Origin of the sequence: Myxococcus sp. SDU36 (assembly GCF_030168875.1) — a bacterium.
Lineage (GTDB): Bacteria > Myxococcota > Myxococcia > Myxococcales > Myxococcaceae > Myxococcus > Myxococcus vastator.
Genome location: NZ_CP077414.1, coordinates 3272829 through 3293332, shown reverse-complemented (window position 1 = coordinate 3293332; position 20504 = coordinate 3272829). Strand labels below are relative to the sequence as shown.

Below are 20504 nucleotides of genomic sequence, written 5' to 3'. Positions count from 1 at the left end.
AGAGGAAATGCTGGACAAGAACGCGATCGGCCGCACCTCGCCGCCGACGCTGAACGAGGTCGAAAAGGGCGCCATCCGTCGTTTCGCGGAGGCCATCGGGGACTACAACCCCATCTACTATGATGAGGAGTACGCCCGGGCATCGGGGTACCCCACCATCATCGCGCCCCCCACGTTCCCCGCGTCCTTCCACTCGGCGGCGGACCTGCGGGAGCTGTTGGGCGTGGGCATCAAGAGCCTGCTCCACGCGGAGCAGGGCTTCGACTACGAGCGGCCCATCTTCGCGGGGGACCGCATCTACGTCTCCACGCGCGTCTCCGACGTCTTCGAGCGTCCAGGCATGTCCGGGAAGATGGACATCGCGGTCATCGAGGACGAAGGCCGTGACGAGGAAGGCAACCTCGTGTTCCGCGCCCGCCGGACGCTGGTGGTCCGCGCCGCCAAGGAGACCCCGTGATGCCCGCGCGCAAGTTGTACTTTGAAGCCATCCGCGTCGGGGACGAGCTGCCCGCGCTGGCCAAGGCGCCCGTCGACCGCGTCCAACTGTCGCGCTACGCCGGTGCGTCCGGGGACTACAACCCGGTCCACGTGGACGAGCTCTACGCCAAGAGCGTGGGCATGCCGAGCGTCTACGCGCCCGGAATGCTCGTCATGGGCATGCTCGGCCAGCTCATCAGCGACTGGGCCCGGGGCGGGCAGATGCGGCGCTACAACGTGCGCTTCATCAAGATGGTGTGGCCAGGTGACACCGTCGTGTGCAAGGGCCGCGTGAGCGACCGGCACGGCTCCGGTGGCCGCTACTTCGTCGAAATCGACCTCTGGGCGGAGAACCAGAAGGGCGAGCTGGTGATGAAGGGCTCCTCGCAGATCCAGCTCTTCTTCTCACTGGAGGACGAGAACCGGCAGCGCTCCGGCCAGTCCCCCATCATGGTGGAGGTGCCTCGGGAGAGCCTGAGCAACGCCAGCGCCGCCGCGCCCGCGTCCGCCACCAGCGCCGCCGTTCCCAGCGAGGAGGGCGACGAGGCGAACGAGCGCCGTGAGGGCGTCACGTCCAAGAAGACGGTTCCTCGGGAAAAGCCGGCGGCCAAGACAGCCACGCTTCCCTCGGCCAAGAAGGCGAAGAAGTAGGCGGACGCACCGCGTCTCGAGGGGCGGTTGTGCCCGCCCCTCAACGCGAGGTGTCATTCGGGGTTGACTCAAAAATCAGTCGCCGCCACACTTCCTGCGTCTCCACGCGCCGCTGACCTCATCCTTTTTCACCGAGGGCGGGCAGCGAGCCGTCACGCAGGAGTGGCCATGTCCGCCGGGATCAACACCTACAAGACCGACCTTCGAGAGATCTTCTTCACGCTGTTCGAGCAGTTCGGCTTCGGCCAGGTGGCCGGCCAGGCACCGTTCGATGCCTGGGGTCCGGACGAAGCGAAGGCGGTGCTGACGGAGACGTACCGCTTCGCGCGCGAGGTGCTCGGGCCTCTCAACTCGGTGGGCGACCGGGAGGGTTGCCGGGTGGAGAACGGCGCCGTCTTCACGCCGACGGGCTTCAAGGACGCGTGGAAGAAGCTCTACGAGCAGGGCTTCAAGACGGTGGGCGTGAGCCCGGAGCACGGCGGCCAGGGCTCGCCGATGATGCTCCAGGTGACGGTGGAGGAGCTGCTGTCGGGCGCCAACTCGGCGTTCAACATGTACCCGGGCCTGGCCTTCGGCGCGGCGGAAGTGGTCGCGGAGTGTGGCACGCCCGCGCAGCAGAAGCAGTTCGTGGAGCGCATGCTCAACGGCACGTGGGGCGGCACCATGTGCCTCACCGAGCCGCACGCCGGCTCCGACGTGGGCGCGGCCAAGTCGACGGCCCGCCGCAACGGCGACGGCACCTACAACATCCGCGGGACGAAGATCTTCATCTCCGGCGGCGACCACGACATGGCGGAGAACATCATCCACCTCGTGCTCGCGCGCATTGACGGCGCGTCGCCGGGCACCAAGGGCCTGTCGCTGTTCATCGTCCCCAAGCTGCGCATCAACGCGGACGGCAGCTCGGGCCAGCCCAACGACGTGGGCGTGGGCTCCATCGAGCACAAGATGGGCATCAACGGCTCGGCCACCTGTGTCATCAACTTCGGTGAGAACGACAACTGTGTCGGCGAGCTCGTGGGCACCGTCGAGCATGTCGGCATGAGCCAGATGTTCAAGATGATGAACGGCGCGCGCATCGCCGTGGGCATCCAGGGCATCGGCCTGGCGTCCGCCGCGTACTACAACGCGCTGGACTACGCGAAGGACCGCAAGCAGGGCTCCCACTTCACCAAGTGGAAGGACCCCACCGCGCCCCGCGCCGCCATCATCGAGCACCCGGACGTCCGCCGCATGCTGCTGGACATCAAGGCGCACGTGGAGGGCATCCGCTCGCTCATCATCAAGCTGGCCATGCACCTGGACAAGGCGCGCCAGCTGGCCGGCAAGGACGACGACGCGGCCACCTATCACAAGGGCCAGGTGGAGCTACTCACCCCGCTGGTGAAGGCCTACAGCTCCGAGCAGGCGTTCCGCCTGTGCGCGCAGGCCATCCAGATCTACGGCGGCGCCGGCTACATCCAGGACTACCCGGTGGAGCAGTACACCCGCGACTCGAAGATCTTCTCCATCTACGAGGGCACCACCCACATCCAGGCCATGGACCTGGTGGGCCGGAAGATGGGCCAGGCGGGTGGCATGCACTTCCAGCAGTTCATGGGCGACGTGGGCTCCTTCATCGAGGCCCACCGCGAGCACGCCGTCTACGGCGAGGCCGTGAAGTCCCTGGCCGCGGCGCAGGAGGCCCTGATGGCCAGCGCCATGGTGGTGTTCGGCTGGTCGCAGGACGGGAGCAAGTTCCCGCTGATTCCGCTGTCCGCCAACCGCTTCCTCGACATGATGTCCGAGGTCGCCGTGGGCTGGCTGCTGCTGGACGCGGCCCTCATCGCGGAGAAGGCGAAGGCCTCCGTCTCCGCCGACCACCCGGACCACGCCTTCTACGAGGGCAAGAAGTACAGCGCCCTCTGGTACGCGCGGAACGTGCTGCCCAACGTGGAGCAGGCGGCGAAGATGCTCACCACCGAGGACACCTCGCCCATGGACATCTCGGACGCCGCCTTCGCGTCCGTGTGAGTCGCGCGCCTCGCTGAAAAGGCGGGGCGCCTGAAGCACCACGGCCACCCGGGCTCGCTGCCCTGGGGGGCCTTGGTGTTTCCAGCCAGGGGCGTTGCCTATTCGCCTTCGCGCACGCCGATGGCGAGCTGCGCGAGCCCGGCCTTCTTGGCCAGCTCCATCACCAGCACCACGGTGCCGTGGGGCACGCCCTCGTCGGCCTGGACGATGACCACCGTCTCCTCGTCCTTCTGCCTGGCGTCGTCGAAGGCCTGCCGCAGCTCGTCCTGGGAGACGACGTTGCCGGCCAGCATGAAGCGCCCGTCCGCGAGCACCGCCACCGACAGGTCCGTCGTTCTCGCGGTGACGTCCGCGGCGCCGCCCTTGGGCAGGTTCACCTTGAGGCCCGCCTTGGCGCCGCCACCCGGCCCCTGCTGCACGATGACGGAGCTGGTCACCATGAAGATGATGAGCAGCACCAGGAAGATGTCGGTGAGCGGGGTGATGTTGATTTCCGCGAAGACGCCGTCCTCGGAGCCGTCGTCGCTGCCCGGAGTCTTTCCCATGGCCATGGTGTGTTCTCCTCCGGCCTAGGCGGGCTGCGCGTCCGTGCGCGTGGCGGGGGCGGCCTGCGGTTCGGGGGTCATGGGCTCGGACGGCGGCAGGCCGGCGGCCCGCTCCTTGAGCAGCTCGACGAACTCGTCGCCAATCAGGCGCAGCTCCACCAGCACGCGGGACAGGCGGGCCTGGAAGTAGTTGTAGAAGACCATCGCCTGCACGGCGACCAGGATGCCCACCGCGGTGGCGACCAGGGCCTCGGAGATGCCCGTCATCACCGCCGCGCTGCCGCCGGTGCCGCCGGCCTCCACGTCCAGGCCCAGGTCCTTGAAGGAGCGCATGATGCCGGCCACGGTGCCGAAGAGGCCCACGAAGGGCGTAATCGAGCCGATGGTGGCCAGGATCCACAGGTAGCGGCGCAGCTTGAGGGCCACCTGGGCGCGCTCGCGCTCCACCGCGGCCTCGATTCCGGCGCCCCCGGCGGTGCGGCTGCGCTCCATCCGGTCGAACCCGGCCAGGAAGATGTCGGCGGCCACCGCGTCGGAGCGCTCGGCGGCGGTGCGGGCTGCGAGGACGTCCCCGCGCAGCAGGTGTTTGTTCACTGTCTCACCCAAGGCGCGTGAACGTTCGCCCACGCCCCAGAGCGCGATGATGCGCTCGACGGCGACAATCAGCGCCGCGACCGAGGCGAAGATGAGCAGGGCGAGGGTGACGCCACCCAGGCGGAGGTAATGGAGGATGTCGTTCAGGCTCATTGGTGGGTGACCGGGCAGGGCGGCATGGCCCAGACTAGGACATATGAACCGCGCAGCCGCCGCAATCTTCCTGGTAGTGCTCTGTTCTGGCTGTCCCAAGCGAATCGAGTTCGGCCCCGAGGGAGAGCTCACGGATGCGGACGCCGTCTATCAGCGCGTCGTGAAGAACCAGGAGAACGTCGTCACGCTGGAGGGCGACGCGAAGCTGCGCGCCGAGCTGCCAGAGCAGAGCGGCACGCTGAGCATGTTCGTCGCCGTCACCCGGCCGGCCATGCTGCACCTGGAGACGTTCGACTTCTTCAACCGGCCGCTCGCCTCCCTGGTGTCCGACGGACAGCGCTTCGGGCTGTATCAGGCGGATACCAATACCTGGTACCAGGGCCCCGCCAGCCCCGCCAACGTGTCCCGCTTCCTGCCCGTGATGCTGCCGGGCGAGGAGCTGGTGCCCATCATGCTCGGGCAGGTGCCGCTCATCCCTCCGGAGCGGATGACGCTGGCGCTGGACCGCGAGAAGGGCGTCTACGTGCTGACGCTCCACCAGGGCCAGGCGACGCAGGTCCTCGATGTTCACACCAGGCACCTGCGCATCATGAAGAGCCAGGTGCGAGGCATCCCGGGGTATGACCTGGGCTTCGACGACTTCCTGGAGCAGGGCGGGCTCCTCTTCCCGGGCCGCGTGTCGCTGGAGGCGAAGCAGGCGAAGACGAAGCTCCAGGTCCGCTACCAGCAGATCAAACTCAACGCGCGGCCGGACCTCACACTCTACGAGTTGGTTCCCCCCGAGGGGGCCCGGGTGGTGGAGGTGGATGCCGCCGGCCGGGAGCTGCCCGCCGGGGCGCCCGCCTCCGGGTCGTCCGCGCCCCTGGCACCAGGTTCCTGACCGGGCAGGCGCGGAAGAAGGGGCGCACGCTGCCGAGACAGTCTAGAGTGCGTGCCACGACATGGCACAGATCAAGCTTGGTGAATTGCTGATCAAGGCGAACGTGCTTCAGGAGAGCCAGCTGAAGTCCGCGCTCGCCGAGCAGGCGAAGTGGGGCGGCAAGCTGGGCGAGATCCTGGTCAGGATGAGCCTCGTCTCCGAGGACATCCTGGTGCGCGCCCTGTCCAAGCAACTGGGAATGCCGGCGGTGAACCTGGATGCGGTGCAGATGGTGCAGGCGCACGTGAAGGCGAAGATTCCCGCGCAGACGGCGCGGGACTTCTCCGTGCTGCCGCTGCAGTTGCGGGATGACGGCAAGTCGCTGGTGGTGGCGATGGCCGATCCGCTCAACATGCGCATGCTGGACGAGCTTCGCGCCGTCACCAAGTGCCGCATCATCCCCAACGTGGCGGGCCGGACCTCCATTGCCCGGGCCTTCGCGCGCATCTACGAACAGAACCACGAGCTGGAGGACGCGGACACCAACTTCAAGGTGGTGGACGCCCAGGGCCGCACGGTGGTCAAGAACCTCAAGGACCTGGAAGCCGCGGCCGTGGCGCCCGCGCCGCGCGCCGCGCCAGCTCCGGCCCGTCCCCCCCCTCCGCCCGAGGCTCCCTCCGCCCGTCCCGCGACCTCCGGCAGCCCCGCGGAGCTGCTTCGCAACGTGGAAGAAGTGCAGCGCAAGGAAGTCGCCGCCCTCAAGGCGATGGTCGAGCTGCTCATCGAGAAGGGTGTGTTCAGCCGCGAGGAGTACCTCGCGAAGGTCAAGCGGTAGTCCCCCATGCGCAAGAAGATTGGTGAGCTGCTCGTCGAGGCCGGCGTCGTGACGGAGGAGCAGGTCCGCGTGGCATTGGGACGTCGGGGTGCATTCGGCGGCCAGCGCCTGGGTGAGGTGCTGGTGGCGCAAGGGCTTTGCACGCCCACGCACATCGCGCAGGCCCTGTCCGCCCAGCACGCGCTGCCCTTCGTGGCGTTGCCGGAGGAGATTCCGGCGAACGTCGTGAGTCTGGTGTCCGTGGACTTCCAGTCCGAGCACCGCATCGTGCCGTTCCGGATGGAAGTGGAAGGCCGCAGCGAGCGCATCCTCGTCGCGGTGGATGACCCGGCGGACGTGACGCTCGTGGACGAGCTGCGCTTCCAGCTCCGCAAGCAGATGCGCGTCTTCGTGGCGGCTTCGGACGACCTGGACGCCGCGCTGGCGCGGGCCCGGGGCGAGCCGCTGGACATCGTGGAAGCCGTGGCCCTGGAGGACGAGGACGGTGCGCCGCCTCCGCCCGTGGCCGCTGGCGCGCCGCTCGAATGGGATTTCCCGGAGGCTCCGAAGCCCGTGTCCAAACCCGTACCGCCTTCTCCGCCGCCCGCTGCCCGTCCCCCCTCGCACCGAGGCTCGGCCTCGCCCCCGCCGCCGCCGCCAGAAGCCACCGACAGCGAGGCCAGCGTGGACGCGCTGGATGACCTGCTGGGCCGGAAGTCCTCGGCCCCGGCGCGGCCGCCGCCGCCGCCGCCTCCCGACGCGGAGGCGGACGGAGCGGGGGGCCGGCCGCGCGTGCCGGTGGTGGTGTTCGGCGGTGCGGCGCAGGGCTCGCGTCCCTCGGTGCCGCTCACGCCCACGCCTCAGTTCTCCGACGAGGACCTGTCCATCCTGGACGACATCGAGCGCATCTCCCGCGGAGAGGACGCCTCGCTGGACACGGAGAAGGTGAAGCCGGCGCGCATGGTGGCCAGCCTCATCCGCCTGCTCATCCGCAAGGGCGTCATCCAGGAAGGGGAGTTCCTGGAGGAGCTGGCCCAGAAGTGACGGCCGCCACGCCCGCGGGGCAGGCGCTGTTGCTCGACGTCCGCGGGCTGACCACGGAGCTGGCGCTGGAAGCGGGGCCGGTGCGCGCGGTGGACGACGTGTCCTTCGCGCTGCCTCCGGGTGGAACGCTGGGGGTGGTGGGGGAGAGCGGGTGTGGCAAGAGCCTCACGGCGCTGTCCCTGCTGCGGCTGGCGCCCGAGCCGCCGGTGCGCGTGGTGGGCGGGGAGGTGCGCTTCCAGGGCCGGGACTTGCTGACGCTGCCGGAGGCCGAGCTGCGCCGGGTGCGCGGCCGGCACGCGGCGATGATCTTCCAGGAGCCGATGACGTCGCTCAACCCGGTGTTCACCGTGGGCGAGCAGGTTGCGGAGGGCGTCCGGCTGCACCTGGGCGCCTCGCGCGCGCAAGCCCGGGACAAGGCCGTGGAGATGCTGCGGCAGGTGGGCATCCCCGCGCCGGCCGAGCGCGTGGACGCGTATCCCCACCAGCTCTCCGGAGGCATGCGGCAGCGGGTGATGATGGCGATGGCGCTCGCGTGTGACCCGGCCTTGCTCATCGCGGACGAGCCCACCACCGCGCTGGACGTCACCATCCAGGCGCAGATTCTGGACCTGCTCGCGCGGCTCCAGGCGGAGCGGGGCATGGCGGTGCTGCTGATTACGCACGACCTGGGTGTGGTGGCGGAGAGCTGCGACGCGGTGGTGGTGATGTACGCGGGCCGGGTGGTGGAGCGCGCCCCGGTGAGCGCGCTGTTCGCCTGGCCCGCGCACCCGTACACCGCGGGGCTGCTGCGCTCGATGCCATCCCGGCGCGACGTGGGCGGCGCTCCAGCTTCCCGGGCGCGGCTGCGGGCCATCCCCGGCAGGGTGCCGCCGCTGCGGCAGCTGCCCGCCGGCTGTGCGTTCCGGGAGCGCTGTGAACGCGCGTTGGACGTCTGCGCGCACGTGAAGCCCTCGCTGACGTCGCCCAGGGAAGGGCAGTGGACGGCCTGTCACAACCCGGTACCCGCGCCATGAGCTCCACGCCGCTGCTCCAGGTCCGCGACCTCCAGGTGCACTTCCCGGTGCGCGCCGGCGTGCTCGGCCGGGTGCGCGGCGCGGTGAAGGCCGTGGACGGCGTGGACTTCGACGTCATGCGCGGTGAGACGCTGGGGCTGGTGGGGGAGAGTGGCTGCGGGAAGAGCTCCCTGGGGCGCGCGGTGCTGCGGCTGGTGGAGCCCACGGCGGGCTCCGTCCGCTTCGACGGGCTGGAGCTCACCGGGCTGTCCCAGCGTCGGCTGCGCCCGCTGCGCCAGCGGATGCAGTTCGTCTTCCAGGACCCGTATGCCTCGCTCAATCCCCGGATGACGGTCCGGGAGATTCTGGAGGAGCCCTTCGCCATCCACGGGCTGGCCCGAGGGCCGGGGGAGCGGGAGCGCGAGGTGGCGCAGTTGGTGGACGCCATGGGGCTGCCGCGCGAGGCCCTGGCGCGCTACCCCCATGAGTTCTCCGGCGGGCAGCGGCAGCGCATTGGCATCGCGCGAGCGTTGGCGCTGCGGCCCGACCTGGTGGTGGCCGACGAGCCCATCAGCGCGCTGGACGTTTCCGTGCAGGCGCAAATCGTCAACCTGCTGGTGGAGCTCCAGCAGGCGCGGGGCCTCACCTACGTCTTCATCGCCCACGACCTGAACATCGTCGAATACGTGTCCACCCGGGTGGCCGTCATGTACCTGGGCCGCATCGTGGAGCTGGCCCCAGCCGCGTCGCTCTACCGGCAGCCGCGCCACCCGTACACCCAGGCGCTGCTGTCCGCGGTGCCCGTCCCGGACCCGGGCCACGCCCGGACGCGCCTGCTGGTGCCGGGCGAGCCGCCATCGCCCCTGGCGCCGCCCCCCGGTTGCACCTTCCATCCGCGCTGTCCGCATGCCATGGAGCGGTGCCGGCGCGAGTCGCCCCCGTCCTACGCGCTGGGCGGTGGTCACTTCGCCGCGTGTTTCCTGGCGGAGGCCGGCGCGCGTGAGGCCCCGGCCGCAGCCCCTTCTGGAGGAAGTCCCGGTGTTCTGGCTCAGCCATCATCATCCGGATGAGTACAACCGCACCTACCTGTTCGGCGGCGTGCGCGTGTGCGCGCGCTGCCTGGGGACCTATCCGGTGCTGCTGGCGGTGCTGGTGTCCCTGTTCGCCGTGCGCGCCCCGCTGCGCTGGGCGCTGGACGTGCCCGTCGTCCTGGGGCTCACCGTTCCCGCGCTGGCGGACTGGGCGGTGGGCCGCTTCCGGCCGGCGTCCGGAAGCAACGCGGTCCGCACGCTGACGGGCGTGTTGCTGGGGGCGGCGCTCGGCTGCTCCCTGTACGTCCACCTGCAGCAGCCCTTGCCGGCGGTGCTCCTGGCGCAGGGCGCGCTCGTGACAGCGGTGGCCGTCCCTGTCATTCTCGCCACTTACCAGAGACCGCGCCCGGGATAGACCCTGGGGGCCCGTCGCCCGTTAAGTATGCACGGGTGGTGGAGTGGGCCGGGTGAGGATGGCTCCAAGGAGCGTTGGGGGAGTGTTGGGACCGGAAACCTCAGACGAGCGGCTGATGCTCGCCTTCCAGGCGGGGGACGCGCGCGCGTTCGAGGCGCTGGTGCGCAAGCACCGGACGCCGGTGTTCAACTTCATCTTCCGCTTCACGGGGCACCGGGCACGGGCGGAGGACGTGCTGCAGGATACGTGGCTGAAGGTGGTTCGGAGCGCCGGCGACTACACGCCCAAGGCGAAGTTCACGACCTGGCTCTACACGATTGCGAGGAACCTCTGCGTGGACAGCGCGCGCAAAGAGAGCTACCGCCAGGCGTCTTCCCTGGAGGCACCCGCCCCGGGAGCGGAGCGGGACGAGTCGCGTCCCCTGGGGGAGGGCCTGCCGGACGCGGGGGCCAGCCCGGAGCGCGGCGCCTACAACGCCCGGCTGCGTCCCATGTTGGAGCGAGCTTTGGCCACGCTCCCGGACGAGCAACGTGAGGTCTTCACCCTGCGCGAGTACAGCGGCATCCCCTTCAAGGACATCGCGGAGGTGACGGGAGTGTCCGAGAACACGGTGAAGAGCCGCATGCGCTACGCGCTCGACGGGCTTCGCCGCCGGCTGGCGGAGATGGGCGTCGACGGCGACCTCGCCGAGGACGGAAGGACGGTGGTGGGATGAAGCCACAGCATCCGCATGCGCAGGAGGACCGGCTGCTCGACTTCGCCTATGGCGAACTGCCGGTGTCCGAGGCCCGCCTCGTTGAAGCCCACTTGGAGGGCTGTTCCCGCTGCACCCAGGCCCTGGACGACATTCGCGGGGTGCGCGCCACCATGTCCCAGCTGTCGGGGGAGCTCGCTCCGGACGCGGGGCTGGAGTCGCTGATGGCCTATGCCCAGCAGGCCGCGCGCCGCGCCGCCGCGGGCCCCGAGCCGAAGCCGTCCCGCTGGCGCCGGTGGTTCTTGCCCGTGGTGGGCCTGGCCTCCGTGAGCACCTTTGGCATCCTGACGCACCAGGCCCGGTCGCCCGAGCTCACGCGGCCTGACTTGAGCGTGGCGAAGGTCGCGGTCGCGAAGGAAGAGCGGGTGGCCCCGCCGTCCGCTGATGGTTTCGCGCCGGTCGCGGCGGCTCCGGCGCCCGCGGCGGCGCCGATGGTGCCCGCCGCGCCGGAAGCGACGGGGTACGCCGCCCGGGAAGTGGCCGCGCCAGAGAATTCGAAGGTGGCCGAGCAGTCGCGGGAGCAGCGGCGGCTCGCGGAGGACTGGGCCAACGCGGGCAGTGGCGGCGGGCTCGACATGCGGAGCCGGCGTGAGAGCGCGAGCAAGGCGAAGCGCGGGCCGCCCGCCGCTGCTCGCGCACCCAAGGCCGACACGCAGGCCGCGCTGGAGCCCGCGCCCATGGCGCTGGAAGGGGCGCCGTCGTCGCTGGACGAGGAGTCCGAAGTCGCGAGCGAATCCAAGGACCTGCAGACACCACCGGCGGACCGGGACGAGGCCTTCGGTCAGCAGGAGCGGCGCGTCGCGGACTCGCAGGCACCCTGGTCCGTCCCCCCGCGCGACTCACTGCGCCTGGGGTCCACGTCGCCAGCGGCACGGGGCGCCGCCTACGATGACGAACTGGACGTGTCGGAGTCCAAGGGCGCCCCGGGAGAGGCCGCCCCGGGCAACGCCGAGCCTCAGCGCCCGGCGCCGGCACCGGCCGCCAAGAAAGCCGCGCCCACCGCCGCGGCGCCTCCACCGCCCCCCATGGCGCGCGCCACCGTCGCGGAGTTGTCGCGCCAGGCGCGGGCGGCGTTCGACGCGGGGGAGGGGGCCCGGGCGGCCGGGCTGATCCGCGCGGCGCTGGCCTCGGGGGCCACTGGAAAGGAGCGCTGGACGCTTCTGAACCAGCTGTGTGAGTTCGAGTTCGCCCTGGGGAGGCGGGCCGAAGGACTCGAGGCTTGCAAGCGCGTGATACAAGAAGCGCCCGCCTCGGATGCCGCCAGATCGGCGCGCCGGCGGGTGGATCGCGAGTCATCGGTCAATGATCTGCCCGCTAAACCCGCGAAATAGCGGGGAGTATTTTCTCATCCACTGGGAGGGAAACGTAGGCACAGGTCTGTCCATTTGACCGATGCGCTTCTGCGACCTGTCCCTGGATAATGGTTTCATGGGACAGGAAGCACAGGAACCGCGGGCGCGGGGGGCGTCTCGCCGGCAGTCGGGTCAGGCCGCGGTGGAAGCGGCGATGATCATGCCGCTCACCGTCTTCATGACGCTGGGGATCATCCAGCTCACGATGATGCAGCACGCGAAGCTGATGACGGAGTACGCCGCCTATCAGGCCGCGCGTGCCGGCATCGTATGGAACGGCAACAACGAGCGCATGCATGACGCGGCCATCGTGGCGCTGCTTCCCACCATGGGGCGTACCGACGACATCGTCGAGTTGGGGAAGACGTTCGTCCTCCACCAGCTCTACGACTCTGGCATGCGCATGCTGAACTTCGGCGGCGGCCGCGTGCCCCGGACGGTCAACGGGTCCAACCTGTTCGGCGTCATCCGGGTGGACACCATCAGCCCCGCGTACTTCACGCCCATTGATTCGATGTGGAAGCTGCGCAGCGGCTACAACTGGGAGGAGCTGGACTTCGACGGTGCGGACTCCTTCCCGGAGGTCCCGTCGTTGGAGAACCACATCCGCAAGTTCTTCAACCTGCCGGAGCCCGACGACGCGGAGCTGGTGTTCCGCAAGTCCACGCGGCTGACCATCCGCCTGCGCTACTGGTACCAGCTGCGCGTCCCGTTCGCGAACTCCATCATCTTCTACTCCTGGTTCGCCTCGAACGCGGGCATGGCGCTGCGAGGCGCCATTGACCGCGGCACGGTGGATCCGCGCGCGAACATGATGAACCAGCGTGGCAACCTCAACCCGTTGCTCGCTGGCGCCCGCGGCATCGAGCACGAGATGGGGTATGACTCCGTCTATCCGCTTGAAATGACCGTGCTCTGGATGCTGGCCAACGGCAGCATCCCGCTCGTTTCCGACCTGGCTGGCAAGCGGTACTTCATGCCGCTAACGGCCACGTACAGCATGCGCATGCAGTCCAACTTCCACCGCAAGTGGATCATGCACCTGAACCCCGACTGGGGTTTGTAAGAGGAAGAGGACTCCCGACCCATGTTCACCCGGACCCTCCGACAGAGTTTCCGCCGCCAGGAAGGCCAGGCCTTGGTACTGGCCGCCTTGATGGTGTTGATCATGTCCATCGCCGTGTTGACCACGGTCAACATCGGTCACACGGTGCATGAGCGCATCCGCCTGCAGAACACGGCGGACTCCGCGTCATACTCCATGGCCGCCATGGAGGCGCGCGCGTTCAACTTCTACGCGTACGCCAACCGAACGCAGGTGTCGCACTACGTGTCGGCGATGATGTGGCAGTCGCTGCTGTCACTCATCTACTCCGCCGAGGCGTTCCTCACGGACATCTACGGCTTCATGCGCACGTTGAATCCCTGCGCGGGCAAGACGAACAACGTCTTCTGGAAGATCGCCTGTCCCATTCTGGAAAACGTCATTCCGTACGTGAGCGCGGTCATCAAGGCCATTGGCCGGATCATGACCGCGTACCGGAACTACTTCCTCAGACCCATCCAGCAGGTCATCACCAGGCTGAATCCGGACCGGATCATCGGTGAGTGGATCATCCCCGCGCACCGGGTGATGAACGGGGTGATGTACTTCGCGTCGCAGGCGGTGATGATGTCCGCGTCCACGCACGTGACGCAGACCACGCAGACGGTCATCGACGACAACGACAGCAACATCTCCTCGCTGGCCAGCCAGCTGGCGACGGGCCTCTACAGCCAGTGCCTCTTCAGCCAGGCGCACAGCCCGCACGCGGGTGGCAAGCCGCTGGCGCCGAACACGTGGAAGAACCCGTTCGGCGCGCTGGACGTGACGAAGAAGGCCGCCAACGACCCCATCGCCCGCGCCAAGCGCTCCATGGGTGGCATCACGAACGCCACGCGCTACGGATGTGACGCTACGAGCGGCGTGTGCCCCGAGGAGTTCATCACCAGCCGCCGCATGGGTGACCTGCTGCCGCTGCCGGACATGCTCGGCTTCATGGCGGACTTCTTCAACGGCGGCGTCGACATCCCAGGCATCTTCGAGTTCGGCAAGATTGGCCAGACGCGCATGCTCTCCACGGGCTTCCCCAACGCCAACGCGGTCCGCGCCGGCCGCGGTCCCGGACAGGAAGGCCGCAACTACATCCGTGACTGGAACGACAACCTGAACCCCTGGGGCATGACGGCTCAGGGCGACAACATCGGTTCAGATGACCCGTACTGGCTCAAGTTCGGCCCGCCGGAGATCGACGTGGGCGTGGGCAAGGCGGACAACCCGGTGTCGTGCACCAAGAACGACGACTACTGGAAGTGCTTCGGCGACAACCGCAAGGGCAAGGGGGACAACAGCAGGTCCAAGCTGCCGTACAAGCACATGACGAAGACGAGCATCTGGGCGCTCAACGACACCGACAGCGGTCGTCACCGGGGCGGCATGCACTGGCGCGTCAACTACCCGAGCAACCCGGAGCACTGGTCTGGCCACATGCGGCCGGGTGGCCCCGAGCGTGACGTGGGGCTGCACCGCTCGCGCATCTGCGTGCTGGAGCTCGCGTTCGTGTGCTGGGCCCGGACGGACGTCTTCGCGGCCAACGTGCGGCCGGTTCAGGACGGCCACCACCGCTGGGGCGGCCTGACGCCGTTCATGCACTTCGAGCCCGGCCAGCTCGGCTCGGTGTGCAACCCCACCGCCAACGCGTCCATGAGCGAGAACGCCAGGCGCCAGGCGGACTTCAACCAGCCCACCGCCTGGGTGGCGCTGAACAAGGACCCGGAGCAGGTCGTGAACCGGGAGAACAAGGACGGCACCGGCACCAACGCGCCCGCGCTGCTCAACGATGAAGGCAAGGTGAAGTTCGCCTTCACCCCGGACACGGACGGCCTGGAGATGCTGAACAACCGGAAGAAGTTCCTGGGTCTGGTCGAAGGCCTCAACGTCATCTCCCGCGGCCAGTCCTACTACCACCGCCCCGGCAACTGGGCGGAGCAGCCCAACTTCTTCAACCCCTACTGGCGCCCGCGTCTGGCGTCCGTGTTCCAGGGCCGGAACTCTCTGCCGAAGATTGGTGAGATGATGGATGCGCTGCCTGGACCGCTTCAGGGCATTGCCCCGAAGATCATTACGCACTGAGGACTGCCATGCGTGCCCGACTCCAAATGCGCTCGCGCTCAAGAGGTGCCGCCACGGTCGAGTTCGCGCTCTCCGTGCCGCTCCTCGTGATGATTCTGATGTTCAGCATGTACCTCACGGAGTTGGTGAGGGCGAAGCTCAAGCTCCAGGAGGCGGCGCGCTACGCCGTCTGGGAGATGACGAGCTACGCGCTCTCCGACTTCGCGAACGGGCGGCACGACGATGCCTTCGAGGACGCCCGCCAGGAGGCCCACGAGGAGTTCGTCGAGCGCTTCAGGGACATGGACTCGGTGGAGCCCAACGGCACCGGCGGCAACTTCATTGCCCGCTACACGGACGTGACGGCGACCATCACCAACAAGGAGATCACCTTCCTGGAGAGCGGGATGCTCGGCAGCCCGAGCACCAGCGAAGGAGGCGGCCTGGCGGGCGCCATCCTCAGCCCCTTGAACAACGGCATGGGATGGGTTTTGAACCAGTGGGGCTTCAACAACCGCGGCTGGGTCGAATCCGAAGTCGAGATGAACTACGAGAACACCATCCTGCCGACGCGGTACCTCGACAAGAGCGGTGGCAACGGCGGCTTCTTCCAAGAGAACATGATGGGCGGGCGCGACCTGGGCAGCCTGCGGCTCAAGTCGAAGTACTCCATGTACGCCAACGGCTGGCACATGCCGGACGGTGGTGACGCCATCATCCGTGGCCGCCGCGCCGGTCAGCACACCGGTGGTTCCCTCGACCAGCCACACGGGCTCTACCGCCAGGTGGACCGGATGGTGTTCCTGGGCTTCGCCTCCACGTTGGACAGCCTGGGCATCGGCGCCATCCTGGACGTGGTCGCCTCGGTGCTCCCCAACTTCCTGGGGACCTTCGTGGTGTCCCGGAACTACGGCGTGGGCAACTCCCAGAAGGGCGACTGCACCGGCCTTGCCCAGTATGATGCGAAGGCCAGCAGCGGCCTCCACGTCATGCACAAGCGCGGCAACGAGCTGACCGACCACGAACGGCCCAACTGCTTCGACACCGCGCCGTTCCGCGACGAGATGACGTACGCGAACAGCAACTACATCAAGGTCTTCAATGCGCGCGGCGAGTTCTACATGGGGTGCAAGCGGGCCATGGCGGATGACCCGACCGACCCGGATGCCCGCCCGGAGTCCACGCGGAATGACGAGCAAGACCTCAAGATTCCCTGCGAGTAGGGTGGGGTCCGTCCGGACAGCGCTCCTGTGCGTGCTGCTGGCCTCCGTGCCAGCCGCCGCGGAGCAGGAGCTGCCCATCTATCCGGGCACCATCCACACGCGCATCGGCAACGACCTGGTCATTGGCGGGGAGTACTACCGCCTCGCGTACTTCACGACGCCGGACTCCATGGAGAAGGTGGCGGCCTACTTCGCCCGGAAGTGGCAGGAGGAGGGCTACCCCACCGTGGTGGAAGGGGACATGCAGGACGAGGGCGTCGTGTCGGCGCTCTATACCCGCGAGGGACTCCAGCGCGGCGTCGTGCTGCGCAAGCACCTGGGCAAGACGGTGGGCTTCACGGCGCTGCGGGACTTGTGGGTGCGTCCGCCCAAGAAGCCGGCGCCCGGCCTGGTGACGCTGGAAGGCGCGCTCTACAGCCAGGACCTGGCCACGCGGGATGACCCGGGTGGCTCGCAGAGCCGCACCACGCTGGTGACGGGAGAGCTGACCAAGGTGCAACAGCAGGTGAACGCGGAGCTGGAGCGCCGCGGCTACGCGCCCGTGCGGCAGTCCGCGCTCAAGATGGGCGGCGGCACGCAGCTGACCATGGAGCACGCCCGCAAGGGTGAGCAGGTGGTGACGACGATGTCGCCCGCGGAGGAGGGCATCACCGCGGTGGTCCAGATGTGGATTGGCTCGGACCGCCCGGACGCAGTGCCCAACGACGACGCCGTGCGCCAGAGCCGCGAGGCCTACGAGAAGGACCAGGCCCAGAAGAAGGAGGGCGCGAAGTGAGAACCCTGCTCGTGGTGGCGGCATTGGTGCTGGCGTTGCCGGTCCGCGTGGAGGCGAATCCCGCGCGGGAGCTGGTGCAGCACATGTCCCGCGGCGCCCGTCCGGCCCGGCTGGGCGACTGGGTGACGTACCGCTTCAACGGTGGCGGCCTGCGCGTCTACTACTGGCGCCTGGCGGTGGTGGGAGAGGAGAAGGACAAGGAGGGCCGGGACGCGGTGTGGGTGGAGATGGAGGCCGGAACCCATCCGGCCATGAAGTCGCCGCTCGCGCAGATGCGCATGCTGGTGGCCCGGGAGGGCGACGAGATTCGCTATGACGCCATCTCCCGCCTCTACATCGGCACGGGCTTCGGCAAGCCCCAGGAGTACTCGGACGAGGCGCTCCAGCACGTGCTCAAGCAGCAGGAGGCGGACGCGAAGAAGGCCGAGGCCGCGCCGCCAGAGAAGCAAGCGCCGCTGCCCAAGGGCGTGAAGCCAACGACGCGCTCGGGCAAGGAGTCCCGGTTGATGACGCTGGCAGGCACCGTGGCGGCCGTCCCCGTCGAGGTCGTCATGAAGAGCACCGTCATCAAGCGGATGTGGCTCAGCCGTGAGATTCCGCTGCTGAACCTGGCCAAGATTGAGATTCCCGGCATCGGTCACGCCATGGAAGTGGCGGAGTACGGAATCGACGCCAAACCCCGCATGCGCATCCCCGCTCCAGACGCACCGAAAATCAAGCTGGAGTACGCGGATGCTATACTCGATGACCTGCCCGGCGCCGCGGACGACGGGCACGGACACGACACCTCTGAGGACACGCCGTGAACCATCCGAAGACGCTGCGTTCCCGCGCCCGTAACCGTCGCGGCCAGGCCATGCTGGAGTACTCGCTCCTGAACTGGATTCTCGTCGTCGCGCTCATCATCGGCGCGTCGGTGAAGGTCCGCTGGACGGAGGACCGGCAGTCCAATGTCATCGACCTGTTCATGGAGGCGTACCAGATTTATTACGACTCCTTCTACTTCGTGCTGAACCTGCCGTTCCCGTGACGGTCGGCAGTGAGGTGGGGCAGCCGTCCCCGCTGGGGCTGCGGCTGGTGCACGCCGTCCTGTTCATCGCCTTGGCCGTGGGCGTGGCCGTGGCGTCCGTGCCCGAGTGGACGCACCTGACGCGGGCCTTGAGTCAGCCCTTCCACGCGGGCTCGGCACCGCGCTGGCTGGTGCTGGCCGGCTCCCTTCTGGCGGTGGTGGGCACGGCGCGCCTGGGCTGGGCGCTGGGGCGGGGCCGGTCCGCGCCGCTCTGGGCCTCCGGTGTCATCCTCCTGGGCGTCATGTCCACGCTGGCTGGCGGTCGTCCGCAAGGGCTGGAGCAGTCCCGCTCCGACGTGGCGGCCAACCTGGAGCTGCTCCGCGTGGCCCGGCGCGTCCACCTGCTGATGGTGCACGAGCTCCAGTCACATGGAGAGGCGCCTCGGTCGCAGGACGCGTGGCGCACCGCGCTCCAGCAATCCGGCGCCAGCGAGGTCCGGGTGTACACGCGCGCCTTCCTCCCCATCTACCCACAGATCGCCTGGCTGCCCTCCGAGAGCGCGGTGCCGGAGCCGCTCGTCCCGGGGCAGCTCGCGGTGCACGTGACGCCGGATGGCGTGGGCTTCTCGGTGCGGCTCGTGGGGCTCCACCAGGGCCAGCCGGCGCTCCTCAAGGACGACCAGGGGGCGACGCTGGTGCTTCGAGGTCTGTACAACCCGGACCTTCCGCCGCCCGCGCAGCCCGCGTTTCCGCCCACTCCCTGACACCTCATGCGCTCAGCAAGGTTGCGGGTGCAGTGAGACTCAGCCAGTCTCGCCAGACCTCATGATGCGGCGGTCCCGGCCGGTGGGACGTCCTGGAGTGAGGGAAGGAGCGCGCAATGGCGCAGGCGGCATGGAAGTGGATGGTTGTCGCGGCGGCGGTCGGGGCAGGGGTACTGGCATGCGACGGCGATGACGACGGTGGAGGCGGCGACAATCCGCCACCGCCGCCCACCGGGTTCGACGCGGGCGTGGATGTCTTCCGCCCGGGCCTGGGCGAGGACGAAGGCGCGCCGCAGGGCACGCCGTTCTCCCTCCCCGAGGGTGTCAGCTTCGCCGGCACCCTTCGCGGCGCCGACGAGGTCTCCGGCGAATGCGAAAACGCCAGCGTGGAGGCGCAGGGCTCGGGCGCCACGGTCCGCGTCTGCGTGCCCCTTCGCAACGACACGGGAGCGCCCGTGGAGGTGGTGTTCCCTCCAGGGCTCGTCGTCGTGTCCACCTCCGAGGGCCGCGGCCAGAACGGGCTGCTCATCGAGCGCACCGTCCTCACCGTGCCGCCCACCCCTCCGGGGCCGGGGGGGCGGGACGATGCCGGTACCTCGGACGGCGGGGTGGAGGAGAACGCCTATATCGTTCCCCTCTACATGTACTGCCTGAACGAGGAGCGGGACCCCTCCAACCCCTTCATCACCTACGCGGTCGGCCCCGTCACGTCGGATGACGCGCTGCAGGAACTGCTGCGGCTCCTCCAGGGGAAGCGCATTGACAGCGCCGACGACGTGGGCGTGGTGCAGTACGCCATCTACAGCATCACCGAGGGCCGCGGCCTGACGACACCGGACCGCGACGCCATCGACGACCTCTGACGCGGTACGACGTCAGGCCCCGGATTGCGCGCGATACGGAGCTGTCGCGAGAGGTGGTTTTGACACCCGGTGTATCGCACGGCTAACATCGCGCGCCATCCGCTGATTGCACTGCACTGTATTCCAACACCCGCTCTGGACTCCACTTCGGACTCCACCGTCGCCGCCGAACGGCTCCCCCCCGTTCTGGAGGTTTTTGAACCATGCTGAAGGGCAAGACTCCGCTCGTCGTCGCGCTTGTGCTGGGCCTGCTGGCCGGCGTCATCGCGTATTCCGCCATCAAGAAGAAGGAGGCGGATGTCCGCCGCGGATGGAACCTGGTCCCCGTCGTCGTGGCGGCCCAGGACGTCCCTGAAGGTACGGTCATCACCTTCGAGATGATCTCCCAGCGCTCGGTTCCCGAGCAGTTCGTGACGTCGTCCGTGGTGCGCCCGGACTCCGCTTCCTACATCGTGAACCAGAAGGTGCTGGTGGCGCTGCAGGCGGGTGATCCGCTGCTGTGGAGCCAGTTCGAGACGACCAAGGCCGCCGAGCGGCTGTCGTCGAAGGTGCAGAAGAAGGCGCGCGCCCTCACCATCGAGGCGAAGCACACCACGTCGGTGGGCGGCTGGATTCGCCCCAATGACCACGTGGACGTGATTGGCACCTTCCGTGATCCGCAGACGGACGAAAACGTCGCCGTGACGCTGCTGCAGAACGTCATCGTGGTGGCCACGGGCAAGATCACCGGTACGACGAACGTGAACCTCATCCCGGAGAACCAGCGCGAGTACAACAACATCTCGCTGATGGTGCTGCCGGAAGAGGCGGAAATCATGGTGCTCGCGGTGGAGCTCGGCCAGCTGACGCTCAGCCTCCGCAACGAGGACGACGTGGACCTCATCGAGGAGCGTGGCCGCGCCACCATCAGCACGCTGCTGTCGGGTGAGCGCACCCGCGTGCTGGAGCAGAAGCGCCGCGAAATCATCCAGATCATCAAGGGCGGTGCCGAGCGGGCCGCGGGCGCTGGCGCGCCGTGATGGCGT

Annotated in this window: 22 protein-coding genes; 20 read left to right on the top strand and 2 right to left on the bottom strand. The window is 68.6% G+C overall.

Annotated features, from left to right (window positions below; translation table 11 throughout):
• Positions 1-7: 7 nt before the first annotated feature.
• From KGD87_RS12725 to KGD87_RS12715, 3 genes are all read left to right on the top strand, one after another.
• A complete protein-coding gene (locus KGD87_RS12725; RefSeq protein WP_284667709.1) occupies positions 8-457 on the top strand; it encodes a MaoC family dehydratase N-terminal domain-containing protein in 450 nt (149 codons plus the stop codon).
• Positions 457-1128, top strand: a complete 672-nt coding sequence (locus tag KGD87_RS12720; RefSeq protein WP_284667707.1) for a MaoC family dehydratase — start codon at positions 457-459, stop codon at positions 1126-1128. Before KGD87_RS12725 ends, KGD87_RS12720 begins: the two co-directional genes overlap by 1 nt.
• A gap of 168 nt (positions 1129-1296) precedes the next feature.
• A complete protein-coding gene (locus KGD87_RS12715) occupies positions 1297-3141 on the top strand; it encodes an acyl-CoA dehydrogenase (protein ID WP_284667706.1) in 1845 nt (614 codons plus the stop codon).
• Positions 3142-3239: 98 nt separating this feature from the next.
• Here the strand turns inward: KGD87_RS12715 and KGD87_RS12710 are convergent, their stop codons facing one another.
• Positions 3240-3692: an ExbD/TolR family protein gene (locus KGD87_RS12710; protein ID WP_284667705.1), complete on the bottom strand. Its 453-nt coding sequence runs from the start codon at positions 3690-3692 to the stop codon at positions 3240-3242.
• 18 nt (positions 3693-3710) lie between these two features.
• Positions 3711-4433: a MotA/TolQ/ExbB proton channel family protein gene (locus tag KGD87_RS12705; protein WP_284667704.1), complete on the bottom strand. Its 723-nt coding sequence runs from the start codon at positions 4431-4433 to the stop codon at positions 3711-3713.
• A gap of 43 nt (positions 4434-4476) precedes the next feature.
• On the opposite strand from KGD87_RS12705, the gene KGD87_RS12700 reads away from it, so the two are divergent.
• The 17 genes from KGD87_RS12700 (at position 4477) to cpaB (ending at position 20498) form a co-directional block, all read left to right on the top strand.
• Positions 4477-5313, top strand: coding sequence for a DUF4292 domain-containing protein (locus KGD87_RS12700; protein ID WP_284667703.1), 837 nt, complete (start codon positions 4477-4479; stop codon positions 5311-5313).
• Positions 5314-5374: 61 nt separating this feature from the next.
• Positions 5375-6127, top strand: coding sequence for a cyclic di-GMP-binding domain-containing protein, MshE-related (locus tag KGD87_RS12695; protein ID WP_284667702.1), 753 nt, complete (start codon positions 5375-5377; stop codon positions 6125-6127).
• 6 nt (positions 6128-6133) lie between these two features.
• Positions 6134-7150: a GspE/PulE/PilB domain-containing protein gene (locus KGD87_RS12690; RefSeq protein ID WP_284667701.1), complete on the top strand. Its 1017-nt coding sequence runs from the start codon at positions 6134-6136 to the stop codon at positions 7148-7150.
• Positions 7147-8163 carry an ABC transporter ATP-binding protein gene (locus KGD87_RS12685; RefSeq protein WP_284667700.1) on the top strand — a complete coding sequence of 339 codons (1017 nt, stop codon included), beginning with the start codon at positions 7147-7149 and terminating at the stop codon, positions 8161-8163. Before KGD87_RS12690 ends, KGD87_RS12685 begins: the two co-directional genes overlap by 4 nt.
• Positions 8160-9212: an ABC transporter ATP-binding protein gene (locus KGD87_RS12680; RefSeq protein WP_284667699.1), complete on the top strand. Its 1053-nt coding sequence runs from the start codon at positions 8160-8162 to the stop codon at positions 9210-9212. Before KGD87_RS12685 ends, KGD87_RS12680 begins: the two co-directional genes overlap by 4 nt.
• Positions 9181-9588, top strand: a complete 408-nt coding sequence (locus tag KGD87_RS12675; protein ID WP_284667698.1) for a DUF2085 domain-containing protein — start codon at positions 9181-9183, stop codon at positions 9586-9588. The genes KGD87_RS12680 and KGD87_RS12675 overlap by 32 nt, the downstream gene beginning before the upstream one ends.
• 58 nt (positions 9589-9646) lie before the next feature.
• A complete protein-coding gene (locus KGD87_RS12670) occupies positions 9647-10303 on the top strand; it encodes an RNA polymerase sigma factor (RefSeq protein ID WP_284667697.1) in 657 nt (218 codons plus the stop codon).
• On the top strand, positions 10300-11673 hold the full coding sequence (locus KGD87_RS12665; protein WP_284667696.1) for an anti-sigma factor family protein: 1374 nt from the start codon (positions 10300-10302) through the stop codon (positions 11671-11673). Before KGD87_RS12670 ends, KGD87_RS12665 begins: the two co-directional genes overlap by 4 nt.
• Positions 11674-11770: 97 nt before the next feature.
• Positions 11771-12760, top strand: a complete 990-nt coding sequence (locus tag KGD87_RS12660; RefSeq protein ID WP_176413068.1) for a TadE/TadG family type IV pilus assembly protein — start codon at positions 11771-11773, stop codon at positions 12758-12760.
• A gap of 21 nt (positions 12761-12781) precedes the next feature.
• Positions 12782-14866: a Tad domain-containing protein gene (locus KGD87_RS12655; protein WP_284667695.1), complete on the top strand. Its 2085-nt coding sequence runs from the start codon at positions 12782-12784 to the stop codon at positions 14864-14866.
• Between the two features lie 8 nt (positions 14867-14874).
• Entirely contained in the window at positions 14875-16068 is a 1194-nt protein-coding gene (locus tag KGD87_RS12650) for a TadE/TadG family type IV pilus assembly protein (RefSeq protein ID WP_284667694.1), read from the top strand.
• A gap of 31 nt (positions 16069-16099) precedes the next feature.
• Positions 16100-16843, top strand: coding sequence for a hypothetical protein (locus tag KGD87_RS12645; protein WP_284667693.1), 744 nt, complete (start codon positions 16100-16102; stop codon positions 16841-16843).
• Positions 16840-17649, top strand: a complete 810-nt coding sequence (locus KGD87_RS12640) for a hypothetical protein (RefSeq protein ID WP_284667692.1) — start codon at positions 16840-16842, stop codon at positions 17647-17649. The genes KGD87_RS12645 and KGD87_RS12640 overlap by 4 nt, the downstream gene beginning before the upstream one ends.
• On the top strand, positions 17646-17873 hold the full coding sequence (locus KGD87_RS12635; protein ID WP_163786284.1) for a hypothetical protein: 228 nt from the start codon (positions 17646-17648) through the stop codon (positions 17871-17873). The genes KGD87_RS12640 and KGD87_RS12635 overlap by 4 nt, the downstream gene beginning before the upstream one ends.
• Entirely contained in the window at positions 17870-18616 is a 747-nt protein-coding gene (locus tag KGD87_RS12630) for a hypothetical protein (RefSeq protein WP_284667691.1), read from the top strand. Before KGD87_RS12635 ends, KGD87_RS12630 begins: the two co-directional genes overlap by 4 nt.
• Positions 18617-18732: 116 nt before the next feature.
• Positions 18733-19479, top strand: coding sequence for a hypothetical protein (locus KGD87_RS12625; protein ID WP_284667690.1), 747 nt, complete (start codon positions 18733-18735; stop codon positions 19477-19479).
• 203 nt (positions 19480-19682) lie between these two features.
• Positions 19683-20498 (top strand): Flp pilus assembly protein CpaB, encoded by an 816-nt coding sequence (cpaB, locus tag KGD87_RS12620; protein WP_163786281.1) that lies wholly within the window; start codon positions 19683-19685, stop codon positions 20496-20498.
• The last annotated feature ends 6 nt before the right edge of the window (positions 20499-20504 follow it).